The sequence below is a fragment of the Devosia sp. MC532 genome (genome assembly GCF_016461625.1).
Classification (GTDB): Bacteria; Pseudomonadota; Alphaproteobacteria; order Rhizobiales; family Devosiaceae; genus Devosia.
Map to the genome: position 1 here is coordinate 133940 of NZ_JAEMNZ010000010.1, position 23993 is coordinate 157932.

Sequence of the window (23993 nt, forward strand, 5' to 3'; positions counted from 1 at the left end):
GACCTGCGGTACGCGCCGAAGCCCCACAAGGGGGAGGGAGGAAGACTGAGACGGAGGATGTCTCTAAGCCTCAGATGAAAGCAGTGGTCACCCTCAATTCGCTCCACAAAGGGAGGTGGTAAGGGCGGTTATTCGCCGCCTAAAAGCTTTTTGAGCATGTCGGCCATGGGGCCGGATTTGGGGAATTCGACCTTGGACACCGCTGGGCGGGCTTGGCGGATGTGGCTTTGGCCTTTGGGTGCCTCAGACGCTTCTGCCGACGGTTTCTTCGGCTTGGCTTCTTTGGCTGGCTCTTCGGGCTTGAGGGCGAGGGCGAGCTTGTTCATGAAGCCAGCGTCGTCGCCGTTGAGGAGCAGTGGGGTCTGACGGGCCAGCTCATCGAGCAGCGGCTCGAGCCAGGTTTTGTCGGCTTTGGCGAAGTCGCCGAGAACGTGGTGCGTGACGTTCTCCTTGCCGGGATGGCCGATGCCGAGACGGATGCGCTTGTAGTCGAGGCCGATCTGCGGGTCGATAGAGCGTAGGCCGTTATGGCCGCCATTGCCGCCACCGGTTTTGACGCGGACTTTGCCCGGCGCGAGATCGAGCTCGTCGTAGAAGACGTAGACGTCGCTGACGGGAATTTTGAAGAACTTGGCGATCTGCTGCACGCTGTCGCCGGACTTGTTCATGAAGGTTTGAGGCTTGAGGAGGAGCACGCGCTCGCCGCCGACATTGCCTTCGGCATATTGGCCCGAGTGCTTGGTTTTCCACGCGGAAATGCCATAAGTGCGGGCAATGGCGTCAATCGCCATGAAGCCGATATTGTGGCGGTTGCCAGAGTATTGAGCGCCGGGGTTGCCCAGACCAACGAGCAGTTTCATGAAACCAAACCTTACAAATGACTGAGGCGGCCGCAAGGCCGCCTCAGAAAATCATGAGCGTGAGAGCTCTGCTTATTCAGCAGTAGCTTCTTCTTCTTCGCCGCCAACAGCCGATGGAGCTGCGATGGTTGCGATGGTGAAGTCACGGTCGGTGATGGTTGGGGTCGCGCCAGCTGGCAGCTTAACGGCCGAGATGTGCACCGAGTCACCAACTTCGAGGCCAGCGAGATCAACGGTGATTTCTTCTGGGATCTTGTGAGCGAGAACGGTCAGTTCAACAGCGTGACGAACGATGTTCAGAACGCCACCCTTCTTGAGGCCTGGAGCCTTTTCTTCGTTGATGAACTTAACAGCAACTTCAACGTTGATCAGCGACTTAGCCGAAACGCGCAGGAAGTCGATGTGCAGTGGCATATCGCGAACAACGTCCAGCTGGTAATCGCGTGGGATTACCTGGTGGATGGTGCCGTCAACGTCGAGGTCGAGGATGTGGGACTTGAAGCCGCCTGCGTAGATCGCCTTGTAGGCGTCCTTGAACGAGACGGAAACAGTGACAGGAGCCTTCTTGTCACCGTAGATAACTGCAGGAACAAGTCCCTGACGACGTGCTTCGCGAGCTGCCCCCTTGCCCACTCCGTCGCGCGCCTGTGCCTTGAGCACTTTATTGGCCATGGAAATCATCCATTCCGGTTGGTGTACGGTGTTACACAACACCATACGCGCCCGTCCTCCAGGGGTGACGAGCGCTTCATGGGGGCGGCTATAGCGCAAAGGGGGGCGGGGAGCAAGAAATATAGTGGTTTTGCGGGCCTCTTGGCCGGGTGAAATCGCCGGTGGGCGGCATATGTGATTTGATAGGTTCACATCCCGAAGATAGGGTCTGCCCTGTTTGTATTTATCTCGGGATTGTTCAATGAAATCAATAGTTTTGGCGTGCGCGGTGGTTCTTTGCGCGGCTGTCACTCCGGCGATGGCGCAGAGCCAAGTCGACTTCGGCGATGACAGTGGCAGCTACGCTAATGATGGCGAGTGCGACGATCCACGATTCACTGGCGCTGGCATGACGGCAACCGATCTGCTCAGCGAGGATCTGCTGGCTGATGCCACCGACTGTCAGAGCGCGTTTGACGCCGGCAAGATTTCACTTCTGGGCGTGGCGGAAGACGGCAAGATTGATTTTGGCGACGACGAGGGCGAGTTCGCCAATGACGGTGAGTGCGATGACATGCGCTTTAGCGGCAGCGGCATGACCGAAACAGCTTTGATTCAGGACGACATCATGCACGACGCGACCGATTGTCGTGCGGCTGCCAAAGCGGGCACGATCGAGCTGCGTAACTCGTAAGAGCGCAAGAAAAAGCCTTCAGACCATGCTGGTGGTCTGAAGGCTTTACAGAGACCGAAAAGGGCTCAAATCTTAGTCGAAGAGGCTCGAAACCGACTGTTCGCTGGCGGTGCGGGCAATCGCTTCGCCGAGGAGCGGAGCGATGTTCATGCGGCGAATATTGGCCGCGGCCTTGCTGTTGTGCGGGTCAAATATCGAGTCGGTGATGACCAGTTCTTTGAGCTTGGAAGCGGCGATACGCTTGTCAGCTTCGCCGGACAATACGCCGTGTGTGATGTAGGCGGAGACTTCCTTGGCTCCCGCGTTGAGCAGAGCTTCAGCAGCATTCACCAGCGTGCCGCCAGAATCGACGATATCGTCGATGAGAATGCAGGTCTTGCCCGATACGTCGCCGATGATGTTCATCACTTCGGACACGCCAGCGCGGGGACGGCGCTTGTCGACGATGGCGAGGTTCACGCCAATGCGGCTCGCCACATTACGTGCACGAACCACGCCGCCAACGTCTGGTGACACGATCATCACATTGCTGACGTCGTAGTGATCCTTGATATCGCGCACCATCACCGGAGCTGCGGTGAGGTTGTCGGTTGGGATATCGAAGAAGCCCTGAATCTGCGAGGCATGCAGGTCGAGCGTTAGGACGCGGTTTGCACCAGCCTCGGTGATGAGGTTGGCAACCAGCTTTGCCGAAATCGGCGTACGTGGTGCTGATTTACGGTCCTGACGGGCGTAGCCGTAATAAGGGATAACGGCGGTGATACGACGGGCTGACGAGCGACGCAGAGCATCGATCACGATCAGCAGTTCCATCAAGTTGTCATTGGTCGGGTAGCTTGTCGACTGTAGGATGAAGACGTCTTCACCGCGCACATTCTCATGCACTTCTACATAGACTTCCTTGTCGGCAAAGCGCTTGACCGTGCAATCGGTCAGCGGCAGCTCAAGGTAGCTCGCCACAGCTTCCGCTAATGGACGATTGGAATTGCCAGTCACCAGTTTCATGAGGTGCGATCCTGTCTCAACCGGCCCCACGGGAGCAGGGGCCAACCAGTTTCGTGGGCAGCTTTAGCGGCAGAACTTCGGACTCACAACTACACTTTTGGCCAGTGTCGTTAAATTATCGCAGAGAGATGCTAATTACGGACATTTGCCGACCGGTCTTGCGCGATTGATGGGTCGAGAGGCGATGGGAGAAATAGCGGTCTGGGTTGTCGTAGGTACAGCCGCCCACTTGTTCGATGGTGGAAACCCCTGCATCCCTTAGCTGTGCCTGCACAAATCCGGGGAGGTCGAAGTGGGCTTTTCCGCCAGTTGGGGTGAAAAACAGGTCGTCGCCAGTGGGATGAAGGGCTAGGAAATCGGCCTGGAATTGGTCGCCAACTTCGTAGTTTTGCGCCCAAATGGTGGGGCCGTATGCCGCAACAATGTGCTCAGGATCCGCACCAAGCTTAACCATAGCAGCGATGGTATTGCCGATAATGCCATCAACGGCACCGCGCCAACCAGCGTGAGCGGCACCGATGATGTGCGCTTGATGGTCGGCGAAAAGGATCGGCGTGCAGTCCGCGGTTTGAATGCCGAGAAGCAATCCGGGGGTGGCGGTAATCATGGCGTCGCCCTCGACCACGCCCGTTAGGGGCGCGGTGATGGTCTCGACATGGGTGGAATGAGTCTGCTTGAGAACGATCAGCGGAGCACCACCCAATGTATCCGCGATAGCTTGGCGGTTGGCCTGAACACTGGCTTCGCTGTCGTCAACGGCGAGGCCGACGTTTAGGCTGTCGTAAGGGGCGATTGAGACGCCGCCTTGGCGACCGAAAAAGCCGTGACGGAGCCAATCCATGGACGCAAGGGAAGGAGAGTGTTCTGCCGACAGGGTCATGCGCCGAAACCTGACGGTTGCAGGCCGGGGCTGTGGGCGCAGAGAACTTTGAACAACTCACCCATTTGATCGGCACCGACGAGGCGCTGCTCGGCGGCGCGAATGTCTGGGGCGAGATTGGGGTTGGCCCCGGCAAGGGCCGCCGCACGGTGGCTAATGCCCATGTCGGTGAGGAAACCGCCTTGGGTCTGGAGCGGTTGGACCGCGAGGCCAGACTGGCGCGCAACGCTGGCCAGCGCCTCAAAATCGACGTGGGCGGAGAGGTCGACTTCGCCGGGCGCTTCAAGCACGTCGGCATAGGCATGGCGGCGAACACCCTGCAGGGTTTCACCAGTTTGGGTGCGGGCGTAGCCATAGTCGATGACGAGCATAGCGCCGCCCTGACGGCTCACCAGCTGGCTCAACCGGCTCATGAGCTGCGCGCCACCGAAGCAGAATTCGAGGATTTCATCGATCGCGGCGTCGGCCACGCCGGGCGGCATGGACATGGGCGGAATGGGAGTGGGCGAGAGGCCGAAGACGCGCTTATCGCCATCAAGCCCGATTTGACGCTCGTGCCAGCCGTTTTCCTTGCGGACGAACTGACGGATCGGCAGGGCGTCAAAAAATTCATTGGCGAGCATGATGATCGGGCCGGAACCGACATCTTCAAAGTTCTCGAGCCATTTGGGATCGTATGCTTCGAGGCGCGCTTTTTGCTCGGCCACAAGGGCTGGGCTGGTTTCAAAAAGGCGCAGGTCTAGCGCATCTCGGAAACCGGGGGCGCGGCAAGCCACGCGCAAGACGTCGCTCATCAGCGTGCCGCGACCGGGCCCGAGTTCGAGCAGGGTGAACGCCTTGGGCTCATTCATCTGCTGCCAGAGATTGACCACCCAGAAGCCAATCAGCTCGCCGAACATCTGCGAGATTTCCGGCGCGGTGATGAAGTCGCCCTTAGCGCCGAATGGGTCTTGGTTTTTGTAATAGCCTTTGCTCGGGTGCGTGAGGCAAAGCCCCATGTACGTCGCGACCGACATGGGACCGGAGGTGCGGATCTGGAATTCGATCTGCTGCTCAAGCGTGGGGGCTTGGTTCACGTTGAACGTCTCACTTGCACTAGAGAAAGAGGATTATGGGCGGATGGGGTCTTCGCGCCGGGTCAGCGCGTAGACCACCAGAGCGATGCCGCCGAGGAGAATGGGAAGGCTGAGGAGCTGGCCCATGGTGAGCCATTCGCCATTGAGATAGCCCAATTGCGCATCCGGCAAGCGGATGAATTCGACAAAGGAACGCGCCAATGCATAGCCAATGGCGAAAATGCCAGCGACGAGGCCCGGCTTGCGCAGCCCATAGAAGACATGGGTGACGATGCGGATGATGATGAAGAGCAGGAGGCCTTCGAGCAGGGCTTCATAAAGCTGGCTTGGGTGACGGGGCACTTGCATCGGGTCTGTCGGGAAGACCACGCCCCAAGGCAGGTTGGTCGGCGCGCCATAAAGCTCGGAATTGATGAAGTTGGAGACGCGGCCAAGGAAAATACCAATGGTGGCCACTGCGCCGAGGAGATCGAGGCTCGACAACCAATTGCCGCCTTTGGAGCGCGTGAAGAAGAAGGCAGCGATCATCAGGCCTGCCATGCCGCCGTGGTAGGACATGCCGCCATCGAGCGTGTTGATCATCTCCAGCGGGTTCTGGCTGTAATATCCCCAGTTGTAGAACAGCACATAGCCAACGCGGCCGCCGATAACGATGGACAGCATGGCCCAGAAGGCAAAATCCCAAATGTCTTTGGCTTCAAAGGGGGGATTGCCGCGGTGCCAGAGCCGCGTGTTCTTGAGCAGGGAATAGCCATAGGCCGCGCCAAGGAAAACACCAAAGAGATAGGCCAGTGCATACCAACGGATAGCGATAGGGCCGATAGCAATGGCGATCGGGTCGATATTGGGGAAGGGCACCGATGGTTCTCCGAGGTTCGACCGAAACTTGCCAAGCAATCGTGGCAATAGAGTGCCTGAGGTAGCGCGTCGGTTGGAGCCATTCAATCCCTGTGACGTTGAGCACGTCAAAGGGCTTTGCTTGGGTACTCTGGTTTTTAGGTCCTAGGTGGCTTAAGTAAATGCAAACAATGCCCCAATGGGAACGGACACAGTATGAACCAGAACAACAAGCTATTCGACGGGCTGGGTCGTGTGATGAACGAAGCTGCTGGCGTCGCTGACGGCGTTCGCCGCGAGGTCGAAACCGTGGTGAAGACCCAAGCTCAGCGCATCGTCAACGATATGGACCTGGTGAAGCGCGAAGATTTCGACGCGCTGCGCGAGCTGGTTCAGGTGCAGGGCGAAGAAATTGACGCTCTGCGCAAGGAACTGGCTGAGTTGCGCGGTAAGTCCGCTTAACAATAGCGGATTGATGATCATGCGAGGGCGCTGCGGTAACGCGGCGCCTTTTTTATTGGGAATTGTTCCAAGGCGATGAAAGTGCACCATTATGAAACGGTGTGCATAATTTCTGTTAAACCCTCGTTAATACTTAAAGACCAAGGATCATCCACAAGAGATTGGCGTTCGGCGGTTGGCCCGCGTGCCCTGAATCAAATGCTCAGTGTAGGGTTTGCTTAGGAGGACGATTCGTAAGTCGCGGTTGCGGCGATCAAGTTCCTTCACGCGCATCCAGAACGCGCAGCAAATGCTGCGCCATGACAACGCCCTTTGTGAGGACGGAACTTCATGTCTCTGATTGAATTCGAGCCCGATCGGATGTCCCACCCGGTGGACCTAGTCGAGCACATCGCTTCGATCAACGACTGGACGTTTGAACGTCAGGACGCGGACGAGATTTCTATTTCAGTACGCGGAGGGTGGAGCGACTATCATGTGTCGTTCAACTGGATGCAGGATCTGGAAAGTCTGCACATTGCCTGTGCCTTCGACTTGAAAGTTCCCGAAGCGCGGCGCGCTGAAATCAAACAACTGATCAGCCTTGTCAACGAACAACTCTGGATTGGACATTTCGACGCTTGGCACAAGGAAGGCGTTGTCTTGTTCCGGAATTCGCACCTGCTCACCGGTGGCGCGGATGTGTCGCCCCAGCAGTGTGAAGCGCTGCTTCGTTCCGCCAGCGAATCCTGCGATCTGTACTATCAGGCGTTCCAGTTCGTCGTGTGGGCCGGGAAATCAGCCGCAGACGCGCTGAGCCATGTGATGTTTGAGACGGTAGGCGAAGCCTGATGACGAATTTGCAAAATTTGGGTCCGGTCATGCTGGTCGGTGCCGGCAAGATGGGCTTGGCACTGGCTGAAGGCTGGCTTGGGGCTGGATTGCCAGCGTCGAACCTCGTGCTGGTTGATCCAAACCCCAGCGAGCAAGCGCTGGCTTTGGCGGCGGACAATGGCATTGTCGTCAATAAAGAAGCCTTTGGTCTTCAGCCAAATGTGTTGGTTCTGGCGGTTAAACCGCAAGTGATCGGGCCCGTGATGGACAGCCTCGCGCCCGTGATTGGTTCACATACGCTGGTTCTCTCCATTGCCGCCGGTATTTCGATTGAAAAGCTGTCGGCGGGTTTGGGGACAGATCGCGTGGTGCGCACGATGCCCAATACCCCGGCTCAGCTTGGCAAGGGTGTGACGGGTGCAGTCGCGGGATCGGGCGCTTCAGCTGAGGATCGCGCGGCGGCCGATGCGCTGTTAGCGGCTGCGGGCATGGTGCTGTGGTTTGACAAGGAAGGCGACCTCGATATCGTCACGGCTGTATCGGGTTCTGGCCCTGCCTATGTGTTCAATATGGTTGAGGCTATGGCGGCAGCAGGCGTGGCGCAGGGGCTACCTGAGCACATCGCCATGAAACTGGCGCGCCAGACCGTGATTGGTTCGGCGGCTTTGATGGAAGCCGACCCGGCTCCGGCCAGCGTGTTGCGCCAGAACGTGACCTCGCCGAACGGCACCACTTTTGCAGCGCTCAATGTGCTGATGGCCGACGATGGTCTGACGCCGCTGATGGGGCGGGCCGTGGAAGCGGCAAAGCTGCGCAGCGAAGAGCTGGGCCGCGGCTAAGCCCGTAGCCTGCGAAAGACAGAGATAAGTGATGGCCTCCAAGCACAGTGCTTGGGGGCCATTTTACTTGAGTTTTGTCGTGAGGCTGAGCTGGTCGAGCTTACGGTGATCTTCGGTGTCGACCATGCCAACGAGAAACTTGCGGACGATGTCGGCAGCGTCTGGGGGGAGGGCCGCGATTGAGGATTTAATGCGGCTCGCCTGAGTCGAAGACAGCACTGCGAAAAACTCGCGGCCCTTGTCCGTGGCGTAAAGCAGGCGCTGGCGACGATCCGATTGTCCGGTGCGTTGCTCGATATAACCGTTATCCACCAATTGTCGCAGCACGCGGGCGAGACTCTGCTTGGTGATTTTCAAGATGTCGAGAAGATCGGCCACCGACATGCCTGGACGTAAATTTACAAAATAAAGCACGCGGTGGTGAGCGCGGCCGAATTCCTGACGCTCCAAGACCGCATCGGCGTCGGCAGTGAAGTCCCTGTAGGCAAAAAAGAAAAGCCCCATGATGTCGAGCGGCAGGTCAGCATGCTCCAGCGTTGCTGAATTTATGTCAGCCTTGTTGACATTGTTTACGTCCGCAGGCATAGTTTCTCCACTGTCGCCTTCCACTTGGTCTTATCCCAAAGGTGTTCGGGTTTGCCAAGGGCATGTCCCTTATGCATGATCGGCGGCAATGGCCACCCAAGAGGATGGCTGCTCATAAATCTGCGGAGTAGGAACTATGGCAGGCGTGCCAATGGACCAGCGCGAAGGCTGGATCTGGTTTGACGGCGAACTCAAGCCTTGGAAGGACGCAAAGATTCACGTGCTGACGCACGGGCTTCATTACGCGAGCTCGGTGTTTGAAGGCGAGCGTTGCTACGGCGGCGAAATCTTCAAGTCTGCAGAGCATACTGAGCGTCTTATCCGTTCGGCAGCAACGCTCGATATGCAGCTGCCATATTCGGCAGAAGAAATTGAAGCAGCTAAGCGCCTCGTTCTGGACAAGAACGGCCTGACCGACGCGTATCTGCGTCCTGTTGTCTGGCGCGGCTCTGAGGAACTTTCGGTTCCAGCGCGCAACAACAAGGTCCACGTCGCAATCGCGGCTTGGGTCTGGCCGAGCTATTTCTCGACCGAAGAAAAGCTTAAGGGCATTCGCCTTGAGTGGTCGAAGTGGCGCCGTCCTGATCCGGCAACCATTCCGCACACGGCTAAGGCCGCTGGTCTCTACATGATCTGCACCCTCTCGAAGGATGCGGCCATGGCCAATGGCTATGCTGACGCGCTGATGCTGGACTATCGCGGTTATGTCGCCGAAGCAACCGGCGCGAACGTGTTCTTCATCAAGGGCAAGAACATCGTCACCCCGACACCGGATTGCATTCTGAACGGGATCACCCGTCAGACCGTTATCCAGCTCGCCAAGGACGCCGGTTACACCGTCACCGAACGTCACATGAAGCCGGAAGAACTGGCTGAGTTTGACGAGTGCTTCCTCACCGGTACGGCCGCGGAAGTGACCCCGGTTTCGGAAGTTGGCGAATATCGCTTTACCCCGGGCAATGGCTGCCGTGAGCTGATCGAGCTCTACACTGCTGCTAGCCACCCGGCTAAGGCTGCTGCTGCTGAATAAGTAGCGCTGAATGAAATTGAAAACGCCCGCCGCAAGGTGGGCGTTTTTGTTTGGAGGGAAGGGGGCTTTAGCCCTGCCAGCGGTCGCGCGCGGTGTCGTCGGCTGATTTGGCGTCGACCCAGCGCAGGCCCGACACGGTTTCTTCCTGTTTCCAGAAAGGCGCATCGGTTTTGAGGTAGTCCATCAAAAATTGCGCGCCATCGAAGGCGGCCTGACGGTGGGGCGCGAGCGTCATGACCATCATGATGGTTTCGCCCGGAACCAAGCGTCCGTAGCGATGGATAATGGCCGCGTCGGTGAGGGCGAAGCGGGTGATCGCTGCGTCACAAATGGCGGTGAGTTGATTGACGGCCAGTTCCTCGTAGCACTCTAGGATCAGGGCTGAGATCGGGTCTGACGGCAGAGAGCGAACAAGGCCGGTGAAGGTGACGAGTGCGCCCGCGTCGGTGTGTCGACCAATGAAGGCATTGGCTTCGGCTCCTTGATCGAAGGCTTCGGTGGTGACGCGGATCATAGCGCTAGCCGCCTGTCATGGGCGGGAGGATGGCTATTTCTTTGGCATCGCCGATGGGCGTATCCCAAGCCGCTATTTTGGCATCGCGGGCGAGTTTGAAAATTTTGGTATTTTGCATGGCGTGGTCGAGCACTTCATCATTGGCACGGAGCCAAGCGATGAGATCGTTGAGTGTCACCACCTCTGCAGGCGGAGACACCTCATCGCTGGCGCGATTGAGGCGCTCGCGCAGCCAAGCAAAGTAGAGAATTTTCATTTTTTGCCGATGCCGGATAGATGCGGCCAGGAGGCGCTCAGATAATTCCAGCCGGTGATGAGCGTGATGACGCCTGCGGCCCAGAGGAGAAGACTGGCGACGATTTCAGCTTGCGGGATGTTGCCTGCCAACAGAATGGCTGCGAGGGCGACGAGCTGTATCGTCGTTTTCCATTTGGCGAGCTGGCTGACGGGCAGGACGACCGCGGTATTGCCCAAGAACTCGCGCAGACCCGGAATGAAGGTTTCGCGGAAAATGATGGCAATGGCCGGGATCATGTCGAGGCCGCTGAGGCTGCCGTCCCATGCCAGAGCGGCAATGAGGATATTGACCAAGAGCTTGTCGGCAATGGGGTCGAGCATGCGGCCAAGGTCGGAATACTGGTTCCACGCGCGGGCCAGATAGCCGTCCAGCCAATCGCTGGCGGCGGCAACGACATAAAGGACAAGGGCCACCCAGCGGAGCGTCGGGTCGCCGCTCATCACCAGCGCAACAATGGGAATGATCGCCAGAATGCGGGCAATGGTGATGATGTTGGGGACGAGGAAGAGCGGGTTCTGTGCCATGGCGCGAGAGAACAGGGTTCGGCGTCAGGGGTCAAGGGGAGAGGTGCGTTTGGGCACTGGGATGTGGGGGAGGTTGGGGCTGTTGCGCCACCCCCACCTAGCCTCCCCCTGGTAGGGGGAGGGATGGGATCGCGTTTTTGGGGTGAGGGGGCCTCTACGAGGCGCTTATGCCACGGCTTGGGAGTTGAGGGCGCGGCGCTGGGTGACGGATTCGGCCAGTGCTTCGAGGGTGGTAACGGTGGTTGCCCAATCAATGCAGCCGTCGGTGATCGACTGGCCGTAGACGAGGTCCTGACCTTCAACCAAATCCTGACGGCCGGCGACGAGGTTGGACTCGATCATCACGCCGATGATGCGCTTGTCGCCGGAGGCGACCTGCGTGCCGATCTCGCCGAGAACCAGTGGCTGGTTCTCTGGCTTCTTGGAGGAATTGGCGTGGCTCGCGTCGATCATGATCGCCGGGTTGACGCCGTTCTTCTTGGCCAGCTCTGCAGCAGCGTTGACGCTGTCAGCATCGTAATTGGTGGTTTTGCCGCCGCGCAGAATGATGTGGCAGTCTTCGTTGCCAGCAGTTGCCGCGATGGCGGAACGGCCGTCCTTGGTCACGGCCAGGAAATGGTGTGGCTGGGAGGCGGAGAGCACAGCGTCGAGCGCGATCTTGACGTTGCCATCGGTGCCGTTCTTGAAGCCGACGGGGCAGGAGAGGCCGGACGACAGTTCGCGGTGGATCTGGCTTTCTGTAGTGCGTGCACCGATTGCAGCCCAGGACACCAGGTCCGCAATGTATTGCGGGGTGGTCATGTCGAGGAATTCGCAAGCGGCAGGCAGGCCGAGGTTGTTTACTTCGAGAAGCAGCGCGCGGGCGGTGTGCAGGCCCTGATTGATATTGAAGCTACCGTCGAGGTCTGGATCGTTGATCAGACCCTTCCAGCCCACAGTGGTACGCGGCTTTTCGAAATAGACACGCATGATGATTTCGAGACGATCGCCGAGCTTTTCACGCAGAGGAGCGAGCAGCTTTGCGTATTCAATCGCGGCCTTCGGATCATGGATCGAGCAGGGGCCAACAACAACAGCCAAACGGTCGTCTTGACCGGTCAGGATGTTGTGGAAGTCGTGACGGGCCGCGAGAACCGTGCGCGTCGCCGCGTCGGTGCGCGGATGCTGGCGCATAACCTCGATTGGCGTGGTTAGCGGCTGGATATTGGTGATGCGAAGGTCGTCTGTCGATTTAAGCATTTGGCGTCTCTTGATTTTGTATCAAGGCGGCCAAGAAAAAAGCCGCCTCGGGTTCGGGCGGCTGGCTTGCGATTTGCTTACTGATTTTGTCTGATCAGGATGCGCGCGCGATAGCCTCCGCCGGGAGCGGATAGCTAAAGTACCAGTAAAAGGTTGCTGCGTTGATCATGGCACAATTTGTAGATGAGGCGCGGCGGGTTTGTCGAGTCCTAAACGCCGCGCCTGATTACGGCTTTGGTATAAGGCCTAGGCCTGGTTGAAATGGTCGTAAACCAGCTGGGCGATGGCGGCAGAAATCGTTGGTACGGCTTGTAAATCTGCAAGCGATGCGCGGGAAACTGCCTTGGCCGAGCCGAAATGATTGAGCAAGGCACGCTTGCGGGTGGGACCAATGCCGTCGATTTCGTCGAGCGGATTTTTGATCTGATCTTTCTTGCGCTTGGCGCGGTGAGTCCCGATGGCGAAGCGGTGGGCTTCGTCGCGGATACGCTGCACATAGTAGAGGACCGGATCGCGGTGGGGCAGCATGAATGCCTCGCGACCTTCCATGTGGAATTTTTCGCGCCCCGCGTCGCGGTCTTCGCCCTTGGCGATGCCAATGAAGGTCACTTCCTTGGGCAGGTTGAGTGTAGCGATCACTTCCTTGACGGCGTTCAGCTGGCCGGCACCGCCGTCGATGAAGACCACATCGGGCCAATCTGGCATGCCGGTGGCATCGTCCTCAGCGTCTGTTTCGCTTTCAGCGGCGAGCCGTGAGAAGCGACGGGTGAGCACTTCGCGCATCATGCCGAAGTCGTCGCCCGGGGCGATGTCAGATTTGATGTTGAAGGTGCGATAGTGCTTTTTGGAAAAGCCATCTTCACCCGCAACGACCATAGCGCCGACCTGATTGGTGCCGGAAATATGGGAGTTATCATAGGTTTCGATGCGGCGGGGAACGCGTTCAAGACCAAAGGCTTCAGCCACGCCTTCGAGCAGACTGCGATTTGAGGCACCCTCGGCGAGTTGACGGCTGAGGGCTTCCTTGGCGTTTTGCAGCGCGTGATTGACGAGATCTTTTTTCTCGCCGCGCTGCGGCACTTCGATACGAACCTTGCGGCCCGCACGCGTGGCGAGAGCTTCTTCGAGCAGTTCTGTTTCGGCCAAATTGTGGCTGAGCAGGATGAGGCGCGGCGGCGGGCGGTCCTCGTAGAACTGGATGAGGAAGCTTTCCAAGACTTCCTCGTCGGTGAGGGTGATGTCGGCCTTGGGGCGGTAAGGATAATTGCCCCAGTTTTGGAAGGCGCGGAAGAAGAACACCTGCACGCAGAACTGGCCACCTTCATGGTGGATGGCAAAGACGTCAGCTTCTTCGACCGATTGCGCGGTTGAGTCGCCCTGCGACTGGATCAGGGCCAAGGCTGATAGGCGGTCGCGGATGACAGCGGCGCGCTCAAAATCGAGGTCTTCGGCGGCTTGCGCCATGTCTTTTTGCAAGTGATCCTGCACGGCGCGTGACTTGCCGGTGAGAAAAAGGCGCGCGTCCTCAACGAGGCCGGCATAGCCCTCAAGGCTGATTTCACGAGTGCAGGGACCGGCGCAGCGCTTGATTTGGTATTGCAGGCACGGACGTGTGCGCCCGGCGTAAAAACTGTCAGAGCAATTGCGCAGCAAAAAGGCGCGCTGAAGACTGGCTATGGTGCGGTTAACAGCGCTGGCCGAGGCAAATGGGCCAAAGTAGTGCCCCTTCCGGCGTCTGGCCCCGCGGTGTTTGGTGAGCTCGGGCGCTTCATGATCGGTGGCGATCATGATGTAGGGGAAGCTTTTGTCGTCGCGCAGCAGCACGTTGTACCGAGGGCGCAAGCGCTTGACCATATTGGCTTCAAGCAGAAGGGCCTCAGACTCGGTTTCGGTGCGGACGAACTCCATGCTGACGGTGGCGGCGATCATGCGCTGCAGACGAACGGGCAGGGCCTCAGGTCGCGTGTAGTTGGTGACGCGCGACTTTAGCGAGCGCGCTTTGCCCACATACATGACGGCGCCTTCGGCATCGAGCATGCGATAGACGCCGGGTGCAGAAGGTAGCGTGCGCACGAAAGCCTTGATGACTTCCGGGCCCGCCTGAGGTGTCTGGTCGGTGCTCATTTGCGTCGCGTGAGCCCACTTTCGGGCAAGTAGCTTAAGTGTTCGCCGCCATCCAGAGCCAGCATTTGACCGGTATAGGAGCGCATCGAGAGGATCGCGAGCACGCCTTCAGCAATTTCTTGGGGGCCAGCACTGGTGTGAAGGGGGAGGCGCAGCAGCGATTCTTCAAACTCGGCTTGAGTCTGGCGGGCATTCGGGAGGACCGGACCGGGCCCAATGGCGTTGACGCGAATGGCGGGAGCCAAGCTTTGCGCCATGGTCTGGGTTGCGGTCCAGAGAACAGCTTTGGAGAGGTAATAGCTGAAATAGCCCGGGGTCGGGTGGAGCACGCGCTCATCAAGAATGTTGATGATATTGCCCGATGCCGCTGCGGGCAGCTGGGCGGCGAAGTCGCGCGAGAGAAAGACCGGCACTTCGGCGTGGATGGCGAAATGCTTGTCCCAAAGCTCTTCGGACACGTCGAAAATACTATCGCGTTCGAAAATCGATGCGTTGTTGATAAGCAAGGTCAGCGGGCCAAAGGGCTCGCCCGCCTTGGCGATCACCTGACTGCGCTGAGCGCGATCGGCGAGATTGGCCTGCAGGACTTCGGCACGACCGCCGGCGGCGACAATCTCCGACTTGACGCGATTGGCTCCCTCCGGATCAGAGCGGTAATGCACAATGACGGCATAGCCTGACGCGGCAAGTGTCTTGGCCAGACACGCGCCAATGCGATCATTGGCACCGGTGACCAGGGCGACGGGATTTTGCGAGAGCGAAGCAGCGGGTGTGTTTGACATCAACGGCACAATAGGTCGGATCGGCGATTCAGTTCAACGCATCAGGTGCATAGTGAGCAGGTGTGTCAACGTGTGGCAGTTGGTTTCGTCTGTGGTCTGCGTCACTTGCTTAAGATAATGATGTTCAGCGTTCTGCGGTAGACCGGGGCAGAACGCTTTTTCTTGAGCGTACAGACTATGACCATTTCTGCAGACTTTTCGCGCACCGATCAGATCGGGCGCGGCATCTTCCTGACGATCTTCTGCGTTTTGGTTTTCGGGGTTCAAGATGCGCTCTTCAAGCTGATGGTGCAGGACTATTCGCCCTTCCAAGTGGCTATGATGCGCTATTGGGGCTTTGCCTTGTTTGCGCTGTGGCTGGTGTCGCGGCAGGCGCCGCTGCGCAAAGCGTTCCAATCGAAAACGCCGAAATGGCAGATTGCGCGCGGCGTGTTTCTTATCGCCGATATTTGGTGCTTTGCGTTCGGGTTGGTTTCCGTTGGGATCGCGGAAGCGCAGGCGATTGCATCCATATACCCGCTGCTGGTGACGCTGATTGCGATACCGGTTTTGGGTGAAAAAGTTGGTCCGTTCCGCTTTTTCGCCGTGGGAGCGGGGTTAATCGGCACTTTGATCATAGTGCGTCCGGGCATGGTTCCGGTCGGCACGGGCACGATGTTCCTCTTGGCCAGTGCCGCGCTCTATGCGGTGTATATCGTCATCACCCGCAAGGTGACGCGCGTCGATAGTGCGTCGACCTCTATGCTCTACACAGCGGTGGTTGGCTTGGTGCTATCGAGTGCCGTCGGGGTGTTTTTCTGGCAGCCAATGGGATGGTGGCATCTGGCCATTATCGTGACGATCATGGGCACGACGATCGCCGGGCACGGGCTGATGACCTATGCGCTTAAGATGGCTCCGGCTAGTGTCATTCAGCCCTTCAATTATCTGGCGATCCCATGGGCGATCTGCATTGGCTATTTCGCTTTTGGCGAGCACATTGATCCGTTGACCCTCGTCGGCGCGGCTATAGTTGTGGGGGCCGGACTTGTGGTGATGGCGCGTGAGAGCATGAAGCGGTCTTGACCTTGGGGCTCACGCTCTACATGTGTTCTGAAATAGGAGGGCTAGCCACATGCTGATTTTGATCGAAATCGCCATTGTGCTTTTGGTGGTCGGCGGCGGCTGGACCTATCTCAATCGCAATAAGCGCAATGCCAAGCGTGAGGCGCTGACCTTGCGGCGTGTGGACGCCTAGATCGAAACCATTCGTCGTGAGCGGAAAAACGCCGAGCTGGCGGCCATGAGCGACAGTGAGTTGCGAGACCTGCTGCACGCGGGGGCAACGAACCTCAAAGTTGCTGAGCAGCGCCGCAATCTGGCGGTGACGGGCATTGGTCTCGTGACCGTGATAATTGCGGCGGCCCTCGGGAGCCAAGAAGGCTGGGTGGCATTTTTGGCAAGTGCTGCGGTGGGCGCGCTCGTCGGCTATGGCACGAGTGTTTACCTCAGTCGTACGGCCAAGGCGCCGCTCGAAAAGCGCGGGATCGATGTGGATCGATTACAAGTGATGTAACGAAAACGCCGCCCCGGAGGGCGGCGTTTGTTATTTGAGTTTAGCTTCCGGCGCAGAAGTAGCCATTCGGGCCGTTAAAGCAGAAGCTTGCGTTCGGGCCACCGGGATTGATCGGGTAGATCGGTTCTGGACGCGGTGGGCGTGGGTTCCAATGGGGTGGGCGTGGTGGTGGGCCCGGATTCCAGTGTGGGGGGCGTGGTGCCGGGTTCCACTGTGGTGGGCGCGGAGGACGTGGGCGTTCCCATCCGTTATCCCAACCATTGTCCCAGCCTGAGCGGGTGCTCAGATAGCTGGAGGACACCCAGCCTTCGCGGCCACGACGTTCAATGTAGCACCAAGAGCCTCGGCACTGATCGACATTGACGCGTTCGCCCTGGAAGAGGGTCCCGATCACGCCATAGCCAGTACCGGGACCGGTGCGGACGTTGACGTTTGCGGTGGCGACTGCGGAGGCTGCCGACGCAGCTCCGGCAGTGGCGAAGATGGCCAGTGCGGCCATACCGGCTGTGAGCAGTTTCTTTTTGAAGGTCATTTGACACTCCCTGTGTGTTGCGGCGGCTTTGCAGCCTGTGATAACAACAAACACCATTCCGGATGAACCCAAGCTGAATGGTGCGTTTAGGAAGTTTTTCGCGTTCAAAAAGCCCGCTAGAGACGCAGGAGATTGATAAAGCGGGTGAGGGCGTCGCCGAGCCTTTTGCGGTGCTTTGGCTTGAGCTCACCCATGAGCGCTTCTTCCAATTGAGCCCAATTATCCGCGAGACTGTTGCGGAGGCGAAGACCGCGATCCGTGAGCACAATCCCTGGCTCTAAATGGGGTCCGACAGCCTGGCGCGCGATAATATCGCGGTCGACCAGACGCTGCAGGCGGGGCTGGAGAATCTCGGTGGTTATACCAAAATCATTGGCAATACTGGTCTCAGTGGAGCCTTTTTTGCCGAGAGCGAACAGAACGGCGTCATCTCCCGCTTCGAGGCCTTTTTCATAGAGGGGGACAACCAGCGCCTTGTGAGCGAGCTGACCGGCCTCGATGAGTTTATACAGCGTTGAACGGGAAGAAGGTTTGGACATGAGGGGGAAAATAATCCGAACTCCTTCTTTGGTCGATGCACCTTGCATTCTATCGTTAATCTACAGACGACCAAGGGGTCTTATTGTTCACTCACAGCGGATGAGCTATGCGTGGGCTTTAACCCGGAAACGGATGGAACGGTTGCTATGACGCAGGATCTTGCCCGCATACGTGCATTCGTCCAAGTGTTCGACGCGGGTGGATTTTCTGCCGCAGCGCGTCAGCACGGGCGGTCCAAAGCGTTGCTATCGAAGTATGTCACCGATCTTGAGGACTACCTCGGGGTTCGTTTGATGAACCGGACGACGCGCAAGTTGAGTCTGACCGAGGCGGGCGAGGCCTATTATCGCGAGGCCTCGAGCCTATTGTTGCAATTGGACGATCTGGACGCAACGATTGCCGAACAGACGACCGAACCCCGTGGGTTGTTGCGGGTCTCGGCGCCGCGCAATTTCGGGGAGACCACGCTCGCGCCCGCGATTTTTGATTTCCTCTTGCAACACCCAAAGGTGCAGCTCGATCTGCGCCTCGAGGACCGTTATGTCGATCTTATCGACGAAGGTATCGATGTCGCCCTGCGCATTTCGACTTTGGCCGATAGCTCGCTGATTGCCCGTAAGATTGCCGATATGCATGTGGTGGTGGGCGCTGCCCCCGAGTTTATCGCCGCCCATGGCGTGCCGAAGCACCCGGAAGATTTGCGCCATCTGCCCTGTATTGTGGACGTTAATCTGCAAGGGCAATCGAACTGGCGTTTTACGGAAGACGGTAAAACCATATCAGTGCCGGTTAATGGTCCGGTGCGGGTGAATTCTCCTCTGGCGGCGATGAGCGCTGCCAAGGCCGGTCTCGGTTTTGTCGTATTGCCCTCTTATTTGGCAGAGCCAAGTTGTGCGACTGGCGAGCTGGTGCCGGTGTTGGCTGAGTTTTTGCCCACTGGGCAGACTTTGCAGGCTGTGTATCCGCATCGTCGACACCTTGCTGGCAAGGTTCGCGCCTTGATCGACCATCTGGTGGACTGGTTCGCCGTTCACCCCATCCACTAGGACGAACTCTTGAAACATTGGCGTGCCCCGCTGTTTGGTGCAGCACTCGGTTTGTTTGGCCTAACGCATGGGGCACTGGCGCATCCGCATATCTTCATCGATGCCAAAGTCGACATTGGTTTTGATGCGGCGGGGCGCATTGCTACTCTCAAGCATAGCTGGACCTTCGACAGCGCATTTTCCGTGTGGATGGTGCAGGGGCTCGACACCGATGGTGATGGGGTGACTACCAGCGCTGAGCTGCAAGAGCTGGCCGACGAGAACATGATCGGGCTCGCTGAGTTCGGTTTTTATACGGTCGCAGGGGAGGGCATGGAGTGGATTCCGGCGGGGGACCAAGCCATGCGCTATGAGGATAATCGAGTGACGCTCGATTATACGTTGGCCGCCGTTCGCCCGCAGGTGCCGGGCCCCAATTTTGAGCTGGGCGTCTACGATCCTGAGTATTACGTGGCCATCACCACGGCTTCGGTGGCGGACGTCACACTCTCGAATGCGCCAGCGAGTTGCACCGCGCGGGTGGAGCCGCCCAAGGCAATGTCGCGCGACATTGAAGAGCGGATTTATGCGCTGGGACCGGAAGTGCTGGAGCTGCCGCCAGACTTAGCTGCCGCGATGCGTGGCACTCAAGGTGTGACGATTGTATCGTGCAGTGGCGGCGCAATCCCAGTGCCTGAAACAGCGCTGGATGCGACCGAGCAGATGGCCGAGCCGCGCGCGACGGTTCCGTTTGCCGGACCGCCTGCCGAGGTTGGCCTCAATCTGCCGCGCACAGGATTTTTCGGCTGGCTGCAGAACACTCAGCGCGATTTCTATGGCGCGATGACTGCGGCGCTCGACAGCATGCGCACCGATTGGACCGCTTTCTGGGTTCTTGGGGGGCTGAGCTTCCTCTACGGCGTGTTCCACGCTGCGGGGCCAGGGCATGGCAAGGTGGTTATTTCATCGTACATGCTGGCGAACGAACAGCAGCTGCGGCAGGGGATTTTGCTGAGTACGATTTCGGCCCTGATGCAGGCGGTGGTCGCGATCGGCTTTGTTTTGGTGCTGGCAGGGATACTGAATTTCACGAGCACGGCCTTGTCGGATGCGGCGCACTGGGTTGGCGTTGTTTCCTACGGGCTGGTGGCCTTGCTCGGCCTGTGGCTCTTGGCGCGCAAAGTGTTTGGCTGGGGGCATCATCACCATCACCACGGCGCCGCGCATGAGCCGAGGCCGAAAATCCGCTGGGATGACGCTTCAGATGCCCATCACCACGAGCACGCACATGATCACGGTCATGCGCATGGTCACGGTCATCATGACCATGGTCATTCCCACGATCACCATCATGACCATGACCACAGTCATTCAGAGCACATGCACCACGCGGTCGGCCCGCAGAAATTGAACGCGTCGTGGACAGAAAAACTCAGTGTGGTTTTGGCTGTCGGACTTCGCCCTTGTTCGGGGGCTTTGGTGGTGATGGTTTTCGCTTTATCGCAGGGCTTGCTGGCGGCCGGTATCTTTTCTGTGCTTTTGATGGCAGCAGGTACGGCAATCACTGTGAGCACGCTGGCTGCTTTGGCCGTGACGGCCAAGAGTTTCGCTGGCAAGATCGGCGGCGCTGACAGTCGGTTGGCTGTAGCGTTGCTGTGGTGGGCTGAACTGTTGGGGGCCGTTTTTGTGCTCGTATTTGGTATATTGTTGTTGGTTGCGAGTATTTGATCGAAGCGCGACCCATCGCCGCCTTGCGAGGTTGAATTAAACCCTTATGTTCCGTCCAAAAGTGGAACCCTTCTAAACTGGCTCTCATGTCCCAAGTTTTGCCCAAAGATCACCCGACCGTTCCCCAGCAGAAGATTGGGGTTCTGTTGCTGAACCTCGGGACGCCCGACGCTACCGATTATTGGAGCGTTCGACGTTATCTGAAGGAATTTTTGTCCGATCCGCGCGTTATCGAAACGCCGAAGTGGAAGTGGTGGCCGATCCTCAACCTGATCATCCTCAGCTTCCGCCCGCAAAAGGCCGGGCATGCGTATGATATGGTTTGGGACAAGGAGCGCAATGAGAGCCCTCTGCGCGTGATCACGCGTGCTCAGAGCGAAGCGCTGGCCGAGCGTATGGCTGGCGACGGCGTTATGGTTGAATACGCCATGCGCTATGGCAATCCGTCGACCAAGTCTGTCCTGGAAAAGATGCAGGCCGCTGGTTGCCAGAAGATCCTTCTGGTGCCGCTGTACCCGCAGTATTCTGCAACGACGACCGCGACTGCAAACGACAAGGCTTTCGACGCGCTCAAGACCATGCGCTGGCAGCCAGCTGTTCGTACAGCACCAGCCTATTTCGAAGATCCAAAATATATCGAGACCCTTGGTAACTCGATCCGCGATGGCGTCGCCAAGCTCGATTTTGAGCCGGATCTGGTGATCACTTCGTATCACGGCATGCCGGTCGAATATCTCAAGAACGGCGACCCGTACCACTGCCAATGTCTCAAGACGACGCGTCTCGTGCGCGAATATCTCGGCTGGTCGAAAGAGAAGCTGATGGTGACGTTCCAGAGCCGATTTGGGCCGACGGAATGGCTGCAGCCTTACACCGACACGACACTGGAAGAACTGCCCAAGAAGGGCATCAAGAAGGTCGCGATCCTAGCCCCAGCCTTTTCGGCGGACTGTATCGAGACCCTTGAGGAAATCGCTATTGGCGGCAAGGAAACCTTCCTTGAAGCTGGCGGCGAGAACTATGCCTATATCCCATGTCTGAATGCTTCGGATGAAGGCATGGACATGATCGAGGCGATGGTTCGCCGCGAATTGATGGGCTGGCTCTAAGCCTAGCGCCAGACGAAACAAAACCCTCTCAGCCTAGGCTAGGAGGGTTTTTTGTTGGCTAGACTTGAAGGCCGAATTACCAGCCGGCGCCGTGGAAATCGGGGGGTGTCACATTGACGAGGCCCTTGCCGACGATCCAGCTGCGGTCCACCCAACCCAGTTCAGGGATGTGGCAATACTGACGCGCAAACTTGCCGCGCAGTCGGTGGCCGGCATCGCCAAATGAGCCCCAATAGCTATCACTATCGTTCTGGGTGCATTCGTCGACCGGGATTTCCTGTCCATCCGTCAGGCGCGCAACGATCCGCGCGCCTTCGCGGGGTTGATCGTAGACAGCGATATTGCCGCCCGAGACGCGGGCGGTGATGGTCAGGGCGAAAGTCGGGGCGATCAAAGTGGCGCTCGCCAACACGGCTGCTGCCACACCAATAATGGTCAGCTTCATCTCTCAAACTCCGTCTGGCGCGCAGAAAACTTGTCTCTGCGCGCAGATTGTGGCGGGGAAAAGATTGGCTTTCCCCTTTGCTGGTCAATCAACGCATCTGAGGTGGCTAGAGTTCAACCTTCTGGTTTTCACCCATGTCTGGCGCTTTGCCGGTGACGGCAGCAGCAGCCATTTTGACCAGCGCGACAGCGGCATTGGGGCTATCCCAGAGCTCCCCATCTTCGGGCGATACGGTGATCAAACGAATGCTTGGATCATTGGCATCTTCCCACCAAGCCTTATCCCAATCGCTCCATAGATCGGTGATTTTGGCGCGGTCATTGCTCACCGAGGCTTTGCCAGACATCACCGCATAGCGATGGCCGCCATTATCGGCCCAAGCCAGAGACACAAACGGGTATTTTTCGATCTGGTGGTTCTTCTCGCCGCTCACATCGACGAGGAAATAAATCGCATCCTCCTCGCGTTTAACGCGGGCGGAGAGCGGGCGAGAGCGCTGGCGTTCACCGTCCCAAGTGGTGAACATGCAGATGTCAATCTTGCCTGCCAGTTCCCAAATGCGGTCAGCGACTTCCTGAGGGGTTTTCTCGTTGTCGTGGTGTTCTTTGACCATGTGTATCTCCTCGTTAGGAGTGTGTAACGGCTCGGCGCTCCTGCGGTTGCACGCCGCCCCCACACGCGGGGAAGGCAGGGCGGACACCGCGTTGCCTGTCCGGAAAAATCTGTCTTGTCGGATCTTTGGAAACGGCAGAGGGTAGGCGGGCAATGTTGCAGGGGGGCGACATGAGTGATGGGGGCAAGCCTGCACAGGGCGTGAGGCGCTATCAAACAATGGCCGAGCGGCGCTTTTGGGCGCTGCTGTATCCCTGGCGGGTGAGTGGCTGGCACTTTCGCCGTCAGGGCAGGGTCGGGCCATTTGTGGCTGACGTGGTATGTAAGCGCGGCAAGGTGGTGTTCGATATCGTCGGCACCTCCGATGCAGACGTCAATGCCGGGACCGAAGACAGTGCCCGCAATGCTAGGCTCGCCGCGCGCGGCTATCGCGTGGTCCGCTTCAGCCATGATCAGTTGCGCTATCGTCCTGATTGGGTGACCGAGCAGCTCAATGCGATCTTTAGCACAACCTGGCCGACGGATATCGCTGCACTGACGCGGCAAATGGCTCAGGTTTTACGGGAGGGGTGACAGACGTAGTCTGATCGACTTTGGGTGCGTGATCTGTTCGTATTCTCGGGCAGTGGGGAGGGCGAATTAGCCCCCATGTTACGGTGAGGGGTTGCATCGTCGTTGTCGCGGTCGCCGTTACGAACGCAGGAGCGCCCCTCCCTCGCTTGCGGGGGAGGTTGGGTGGGGGAGACCATGCGTGACCAGATCAAGTTTGCGCAGACCCTAAGGCGCAACCAGACCGACGCTGAACGTCAGTTTTGGGCGCTGCTTTATCCGTGGAGAGAGCAGGGAATACACTGGCGGCGGCAGGCGCCTATTGGCCCATATGTAGTCGATTTCTGCTGTAAGCGGATGAAGCTGGTTGTTGAGATCGACGGCGATACCCATGCAACCGACGCTGAACTTGCGCACGACGCGGCGCGAACGGCTTATTTCGAACGCCAAGGTTTTACGGTTCTCCGCTTCAGCAATGTTGACTTGTACGAGAGCCCTGAGGGCGTCTTCGATGTGCTGTGCCGAGTGCTTGCAACCCCCACCTAACCTCCCCCTAATAGGGGGGACTGTTCATTTGGGACTCCTTATGAGGTGTCTGTTGAAGAACAGATTGAGCGTAATCTCGAGCATCTGCACTGTTTTGGAGACGCGCTTTGTCCGCCGATTGAACCGCGCAAGATTGTCC

30 protein-coding genes are annotated in these 23993 nt (G+C 58.3%); 13 read left to right on the top strand and 17 right to left on the bottom strand.

Translation table 11 applies throughout. The annotated features are described in order from the left end of the window. Window positions 1-128: 128 nt before the first annotated feature. A complete protein-coding gene (gene pth, locus JHC09_RS13385; RefSeq protein ID WP_199532315.1) occupies window positions 129-860 on the bottom strand; it encodes an aminoacyl-tRNA hydrolase in 732 nt (243 codons plus the stop codon). A gap of 72 nt (window positions 861-932) precedes the next feature. Then, on the bottom strand, window positions 933-1532 hold the full coding sequence (locus JHC09_RS13390; protein ID WP_199532316.1) for a 50S ribosomal protein L25/general stress protein Ctc: 600 nt from the start codon (window positions 1530-1532) through the stop codon (window positions 933-935). A 241-nt stretch (window positions 1533-1773) separates the two neighbouring features. On the opposite strand from JHC09_RS13390, the gene JHC09_RS13395 reads away from it, so the two are divergent. After that, the gene (locus tag JHC09_RS13395; RefSeq protein WP_199532317.1) at window positions 1774-2205 is read left to right on the top strand and encodes a hypothetical protein; all 432 of its coding nucleotides are present in this window, start codon (window positions 1774-1776) and stop codon (window positions 2203-2205) included. Window positions 2206-2277: 72 nt separating this feature from the next. Here JHC09_RS13395 and JHC09_RS13400 read toward each other — a convergent pair whose 3' ends face one another. From JHC09_RS13400 to lgt, 4 genes are all read right to left on the bottom strand, one after another. Then, complete coding sequence (locus JHC09_RS13400; protein ID WP_199532318.1) at window positions 2278-3210, bottom strand: ribose-phosphate pyrophosphokinase; 933 nt, start codon at window positions 3208-3210, stop codon at window positions 2278-2280. A 115-nt stretch (window positions 3211-3325) separates the two neighbouring features. Further along, the gene (gene pgeF / locus JHC09_RS13405) at window positions 3326-4090 is read right to left on the bottom strand and encodes a peptidoglycan editing factor PgeF (RefSeq protein ID WP_199532319.1); all 765 of its coding nucleotides are present in this window, start codon (window positions 4088-4090) and stop codon (window positions 3326-3328) included. Further along, a complete protein-coding gene (locus JHC09_RS13410) occupies window positions 4087-5166 on the bottom strand; it encodes an SAM-dependent methyltransferase (protein ID WP_349236551.1) in 1080 nt (359 codons plus the stop codon). The genes pgeF and JHC09_RS13410 overlap by 4 nt, the downstream gene beginning before the upstream one ends. Window positions 5167-5199: 33 nt before the next feature. Beyond that, window positions 5200-6024, bottom strand: a complete 825-nt coding sequence (gene lgt, locus JHC09_RS13415; RefSeq protein WP_199532320.1) for a prolipoprotein diacylglyceryl transferase — start codon at window positions 6022-6024, stop codon at window positions 5200-5202. A gap of 195 nt (window positions 6025-6219) precedes the next feature. Here lgt and JHC09_RS13420 point away from each other — a divergent pair, with 195 nt between their 5' ends. The 3 genes from JHC09_RS13420 (at window position 6220) to proC (ending at window position 8117) form a co-directional block, all read left to right on the top strand. Next, complete coding sequence (locus JHC09_RS13420; RefSeq protein WP_169195648.1) at window positions 6220-6465, top strand: accessory factor UbiK family protein; 246 nt, start codon at window positions 6220-6222, stop codon at window positions 6463-6465. Between the two features lie 330 nt (window positions 6466-6795). Continuing rightward, window positions 6796-7296 carry a YbjN domain-containing protein gene (locus JHC09_RS13425; protein WP_199532321.1) on the top strand — a complete coding sequence of 167 codons (501 nt, stop codon included), beginning with the start codon at window positions 6796-6798 and terminating at the stop codon, window positions 7294-7296. After that, a complete protein-coding gene (proC, locus tag JHC09_RS13430; protein ID WP_199532322.1) occupies window positions 7296-8117 on the top strand; it encodes a pyrroline-5-carboxylate reductase in 822 nt (273 codons plus the stop codon). Before JHC09_RS13425 ends, proC begins: the two co-directional genes overlap by 1 nt. A 63-nt stretch (window positions 8118-8180) precedes the next feature. Here the strand turns inward: proC and JHC09_RS13435 are convergent, their stop codons facing one another. Then, window positions 8181-8702, bottom strand: a complete 522-nt coding sequence (locus tag JHC09_RS13435) for a MarR family transcriptional regulator (protein WP_349236552.1) — start codon at window positions 8700-8702, stop codon at window positions 8181-8183. A 136-nt stretch (window positions 8703-8838) separates the two neighbouring features. Here JHC09_RS13435 and JHC09_RS13440 point away from each other — a divergent pair, with 136 nt between their 5' ends. Next, a complete protein-coding gene (locus JHC09_RS13440; protein ID WP_199532323.1) occupies window positions 8839-9732 on the top strand; it encodes a branched-chain amino acid aminotransferase in 894 nt (297 codons plus the stop codon). A gap of 67 nt (window positions 9733-9799) precedes the next feature. On the opposite strand, the gene JHC09_RS13445 is transcribed toward JHC09_RS13440, so the two are convergent. The 6 genes from JHC09_RS13445 to JHC09_RS13470 form a co-directional block, all read right to left on the bottom strand. Next, window positions 9800-10246, bottom strand: a complete 447-nt coding sequence (locus tag JHC09_RS13445) for a molybdenum cofactor biosynthesis protein MoaE (protein WP_199532324.1) — start codon at window positions 10244-10246, stop codon at window positions 9800-9802. 4 nt (window positions 10247-10250) lie between these two features. Then, window positions 10251-10502 carry a MoaD/ThiS family protein gene (locus JHC09_RS13450; protein ID WP_169195643.1) on the bottom strand — a complete coding sequence of 84 codons (252 nt, stop codon included), beginning with the start codon at window positions 10500-10502 and terminating at the stop codon, window positions 10251-10253. Beyond that, on the bottom strand, window positions 10499-11068 hold the full coding sequence (gene pgsA / locus JHC09_RS13455) for a CDP-diacylglycerol--glycerol-3-phosphate 3-phosphatidyltransferase (RefSeq protein ID WP_199532325.1): 570 nt from the start codon (window positions 11066-11068) through the stop codon (window positions 10499-10501). The genes JHC09_RS13450 and pgsA overlap by 4 nt, the downstream gene beginning before the upstream one ends. Before the next feature lie 165 nt (window positions 11069-11233). Continuing rightward, complete coding sequence (locus JHC09_RS13460) at window positions 11234-12307, bottom strand: 3-deoxy-7-phosphoheptulonate synthase (protein ID WP_199532326.1); 1074 nt, start codon at window positions 12305-12307, stop codon at window positions 11234-11236. A gap of 246 nt (window positions 12308-12553) precedes the next feature. After that, window positions 12554-14431: an excinuclease ABC subunit UvrC gene (gene uvrC, locus JHC09_RS13465; RefSeq protein WP_199532327.1), complete on the bottom strand. Its 1878-nt coding sequence runs from the start codon at window positions 14429-14431 to the stop codon at window positions 12554-12556. Further along, window positions 14428-15213: an SDR family oxidoreductase gene (locus JHC09_RS13470; RefSeq protein WP_199532328.1), complete on the bottom strand. Its 786-nt coding sequence runs from the start codon at window positions 15211-15213 to the stop codon at window positions 14428-14430. The genes uvrC and JHC09_RS13470 overlap by 4 nt, the downstream gene beginning before the upstream one ends. Window positions 15214-15390: 177 nt before the next feature. Between JHC09_RS13470 and JHC09_RS13475 the strand changes: the two genes are divergently transcribed. The 3 genes from JHC09_RS13475 to JHC09_RS13480 are packed head-to-tail and all read left to right on the top strand — an operon-like array spanning window position 15391 to window position 16768. Continuing rightward, window positions 15391-16278 carry a DMT family transporter gene (locus tag JHC09_RS13475; RefSeq protein WP_199532329.1) on the top strand — a complete coding sequence of 296 codons (888 nt, stop codon included), beginning with the start codon at window positions 15391-15393 and terminating at the stop codon, window positions 16276-16278. Window positions 16279-16327: 49 nt separating this feature from the next. Continuing rightward, complete coding sequence (locus JHC09_RS17085) at window positions 16328-16450, top strand: hypothetical protein (RefSeq protein WP_282567693.1); 123 nt, start codon at window positions 16328-16330, stop codon at window positions 16448-16450. Between the two features lie 45 nt (window positions 16451-16495). Beyond that, entirely contained in the window at window positions 16496-16768 is a 273-nt protein-coding gene (locus JHC09_RS13480; protein WP_199532330.1) for a hypothetical protein, read from the top strand. A gap of 40 nt (window positions 16769-16808) precedes the next feature. Here the strand turns inward: JHC09_RS13480 and JHC09_RS13485 are convergent, their stop codons facing one another. Together JHC09_RS13485 and JHC09_RS13490 are read right to left on the bottom strand one after the other, a co-directional pair. Beyond that, window positions 16809-17300, bottom strand: a complete 492-nt coding sequence (locus JHC09_RS13485; protein WP_169195636.1) for an SH3 domain-containing protein — start codon at window positions 17298-17300, stop codon at window positions 16809-16811. Window positions 17301-17416: 116 nt separating this feature from the next. Further along, a complete protein-coding gene (locus tag JHC09_RS13490; RefSeq protein WP_199532331.1) occupies window positions 17417-17839 on the bottom strand; it encodes a hypothetical protein in 423 nt (140 codons plus the stop codon). Between the two features lie 147 nt (window positions 17840-17986). Here JHC09_RS13490 and JHC09_RS13495 point away from each other — a divergent pair, with 147 nt between their 5' ends. The 3 genes from JHC09_RS13495 to hemH all read left to right on the top strand — a co-directional run bounded on the left by JHC09_RS13495 (window position 17987) and on the right by hemH (window position 21702). Then, complete coding sequence (locus JHC09_RS13495) at window positions 17987-18886, top strand: LysR family transcriptional regulator (RefSeq protein WP_169195634.1); 900 nt, start codon at window positions 17987-17989, stop codon at window positions 18884-18886. A gap of 9 nt (window positions 18887-18895) precedes the next feature. Continuing rightward, window positions 18896-20593 (top strand): DUF1007 family protein, encoded by a 1698-nt coding sequence (locus JHC09_RS13500; protein ID WP_199532332.1) that lies wholly within the window; start codon window positions 18896-18898, stop codon window positions 20591-20593. 86 nt (window positions 20594-20679) lie between these two features. After that, window positions 20680-21702, top strand: coding sequence for a ferrochelatase (gene hemH / locus JHC09_RS13505; protein WP_199532333.1), 1023 nt, complete (start codon window positions 20680-20682; stop codon window positions 21700-21702). Window positions 21703-21778: 76 nt separating this feature from the next. Here hemH and JHC09_RS13510 read toward each other — a convergent pair whose 3' ends face one another. Continuing rightward, window positions 21779-22147, bottom strand: coding sequence for a hypothetical protein (locus tag JHC09_RS13510; RefSeq protein WP_199532334.1), 369 nt, complete (start codon window positions 22145-22147; stop codon window positions 21779-21781). Window positions 22148-22253: 106 nt separating this feature from the next. Then, window positions 22254-22760, bottom strand: coding sequence for a pyridoxamine 5'-phosphate oxidase family protein (locus JHC09_RS13515; protein ID WP_169195630.1), 507 nt, complete (start codon window positions 22758-22760; stop codon window positions 22254-22256). 170 nt (window positions 22761-22930) lie between these two features. Between JHC09_RS13515 and JHC09_RS13520 the strand changes: the two genes are divergently transcribed. Together JHC09_RS13520 and JHC09_RS13525 are read left to right on the top strand one after the other, a co-directional pair. Next, window positions 22931-23332 (top strand): DUF559 domain-containing protein, encoded by a 402-nt coding sequence (locus JHC09_RS13520; RefSeq protein ID WP_199532335.1) that lies wholly within the window; start codon window positions 22931-22933, stop codon window positions 23330-23332. Between the two features lie 174 nt (window positions 23333-23506). Next, complete coding sequence (locus tag JHC09_RS13525) at window positions 23507-23854, top strand: DUF559 domain-containing protein (RefSeq protein ID WP_199532336.1); 348 nt, start codon at window positions 23507-23509, stop codon at window positions 23852-23854. Window positions 23855-23993: the final 139 nt, after the last annotated feature.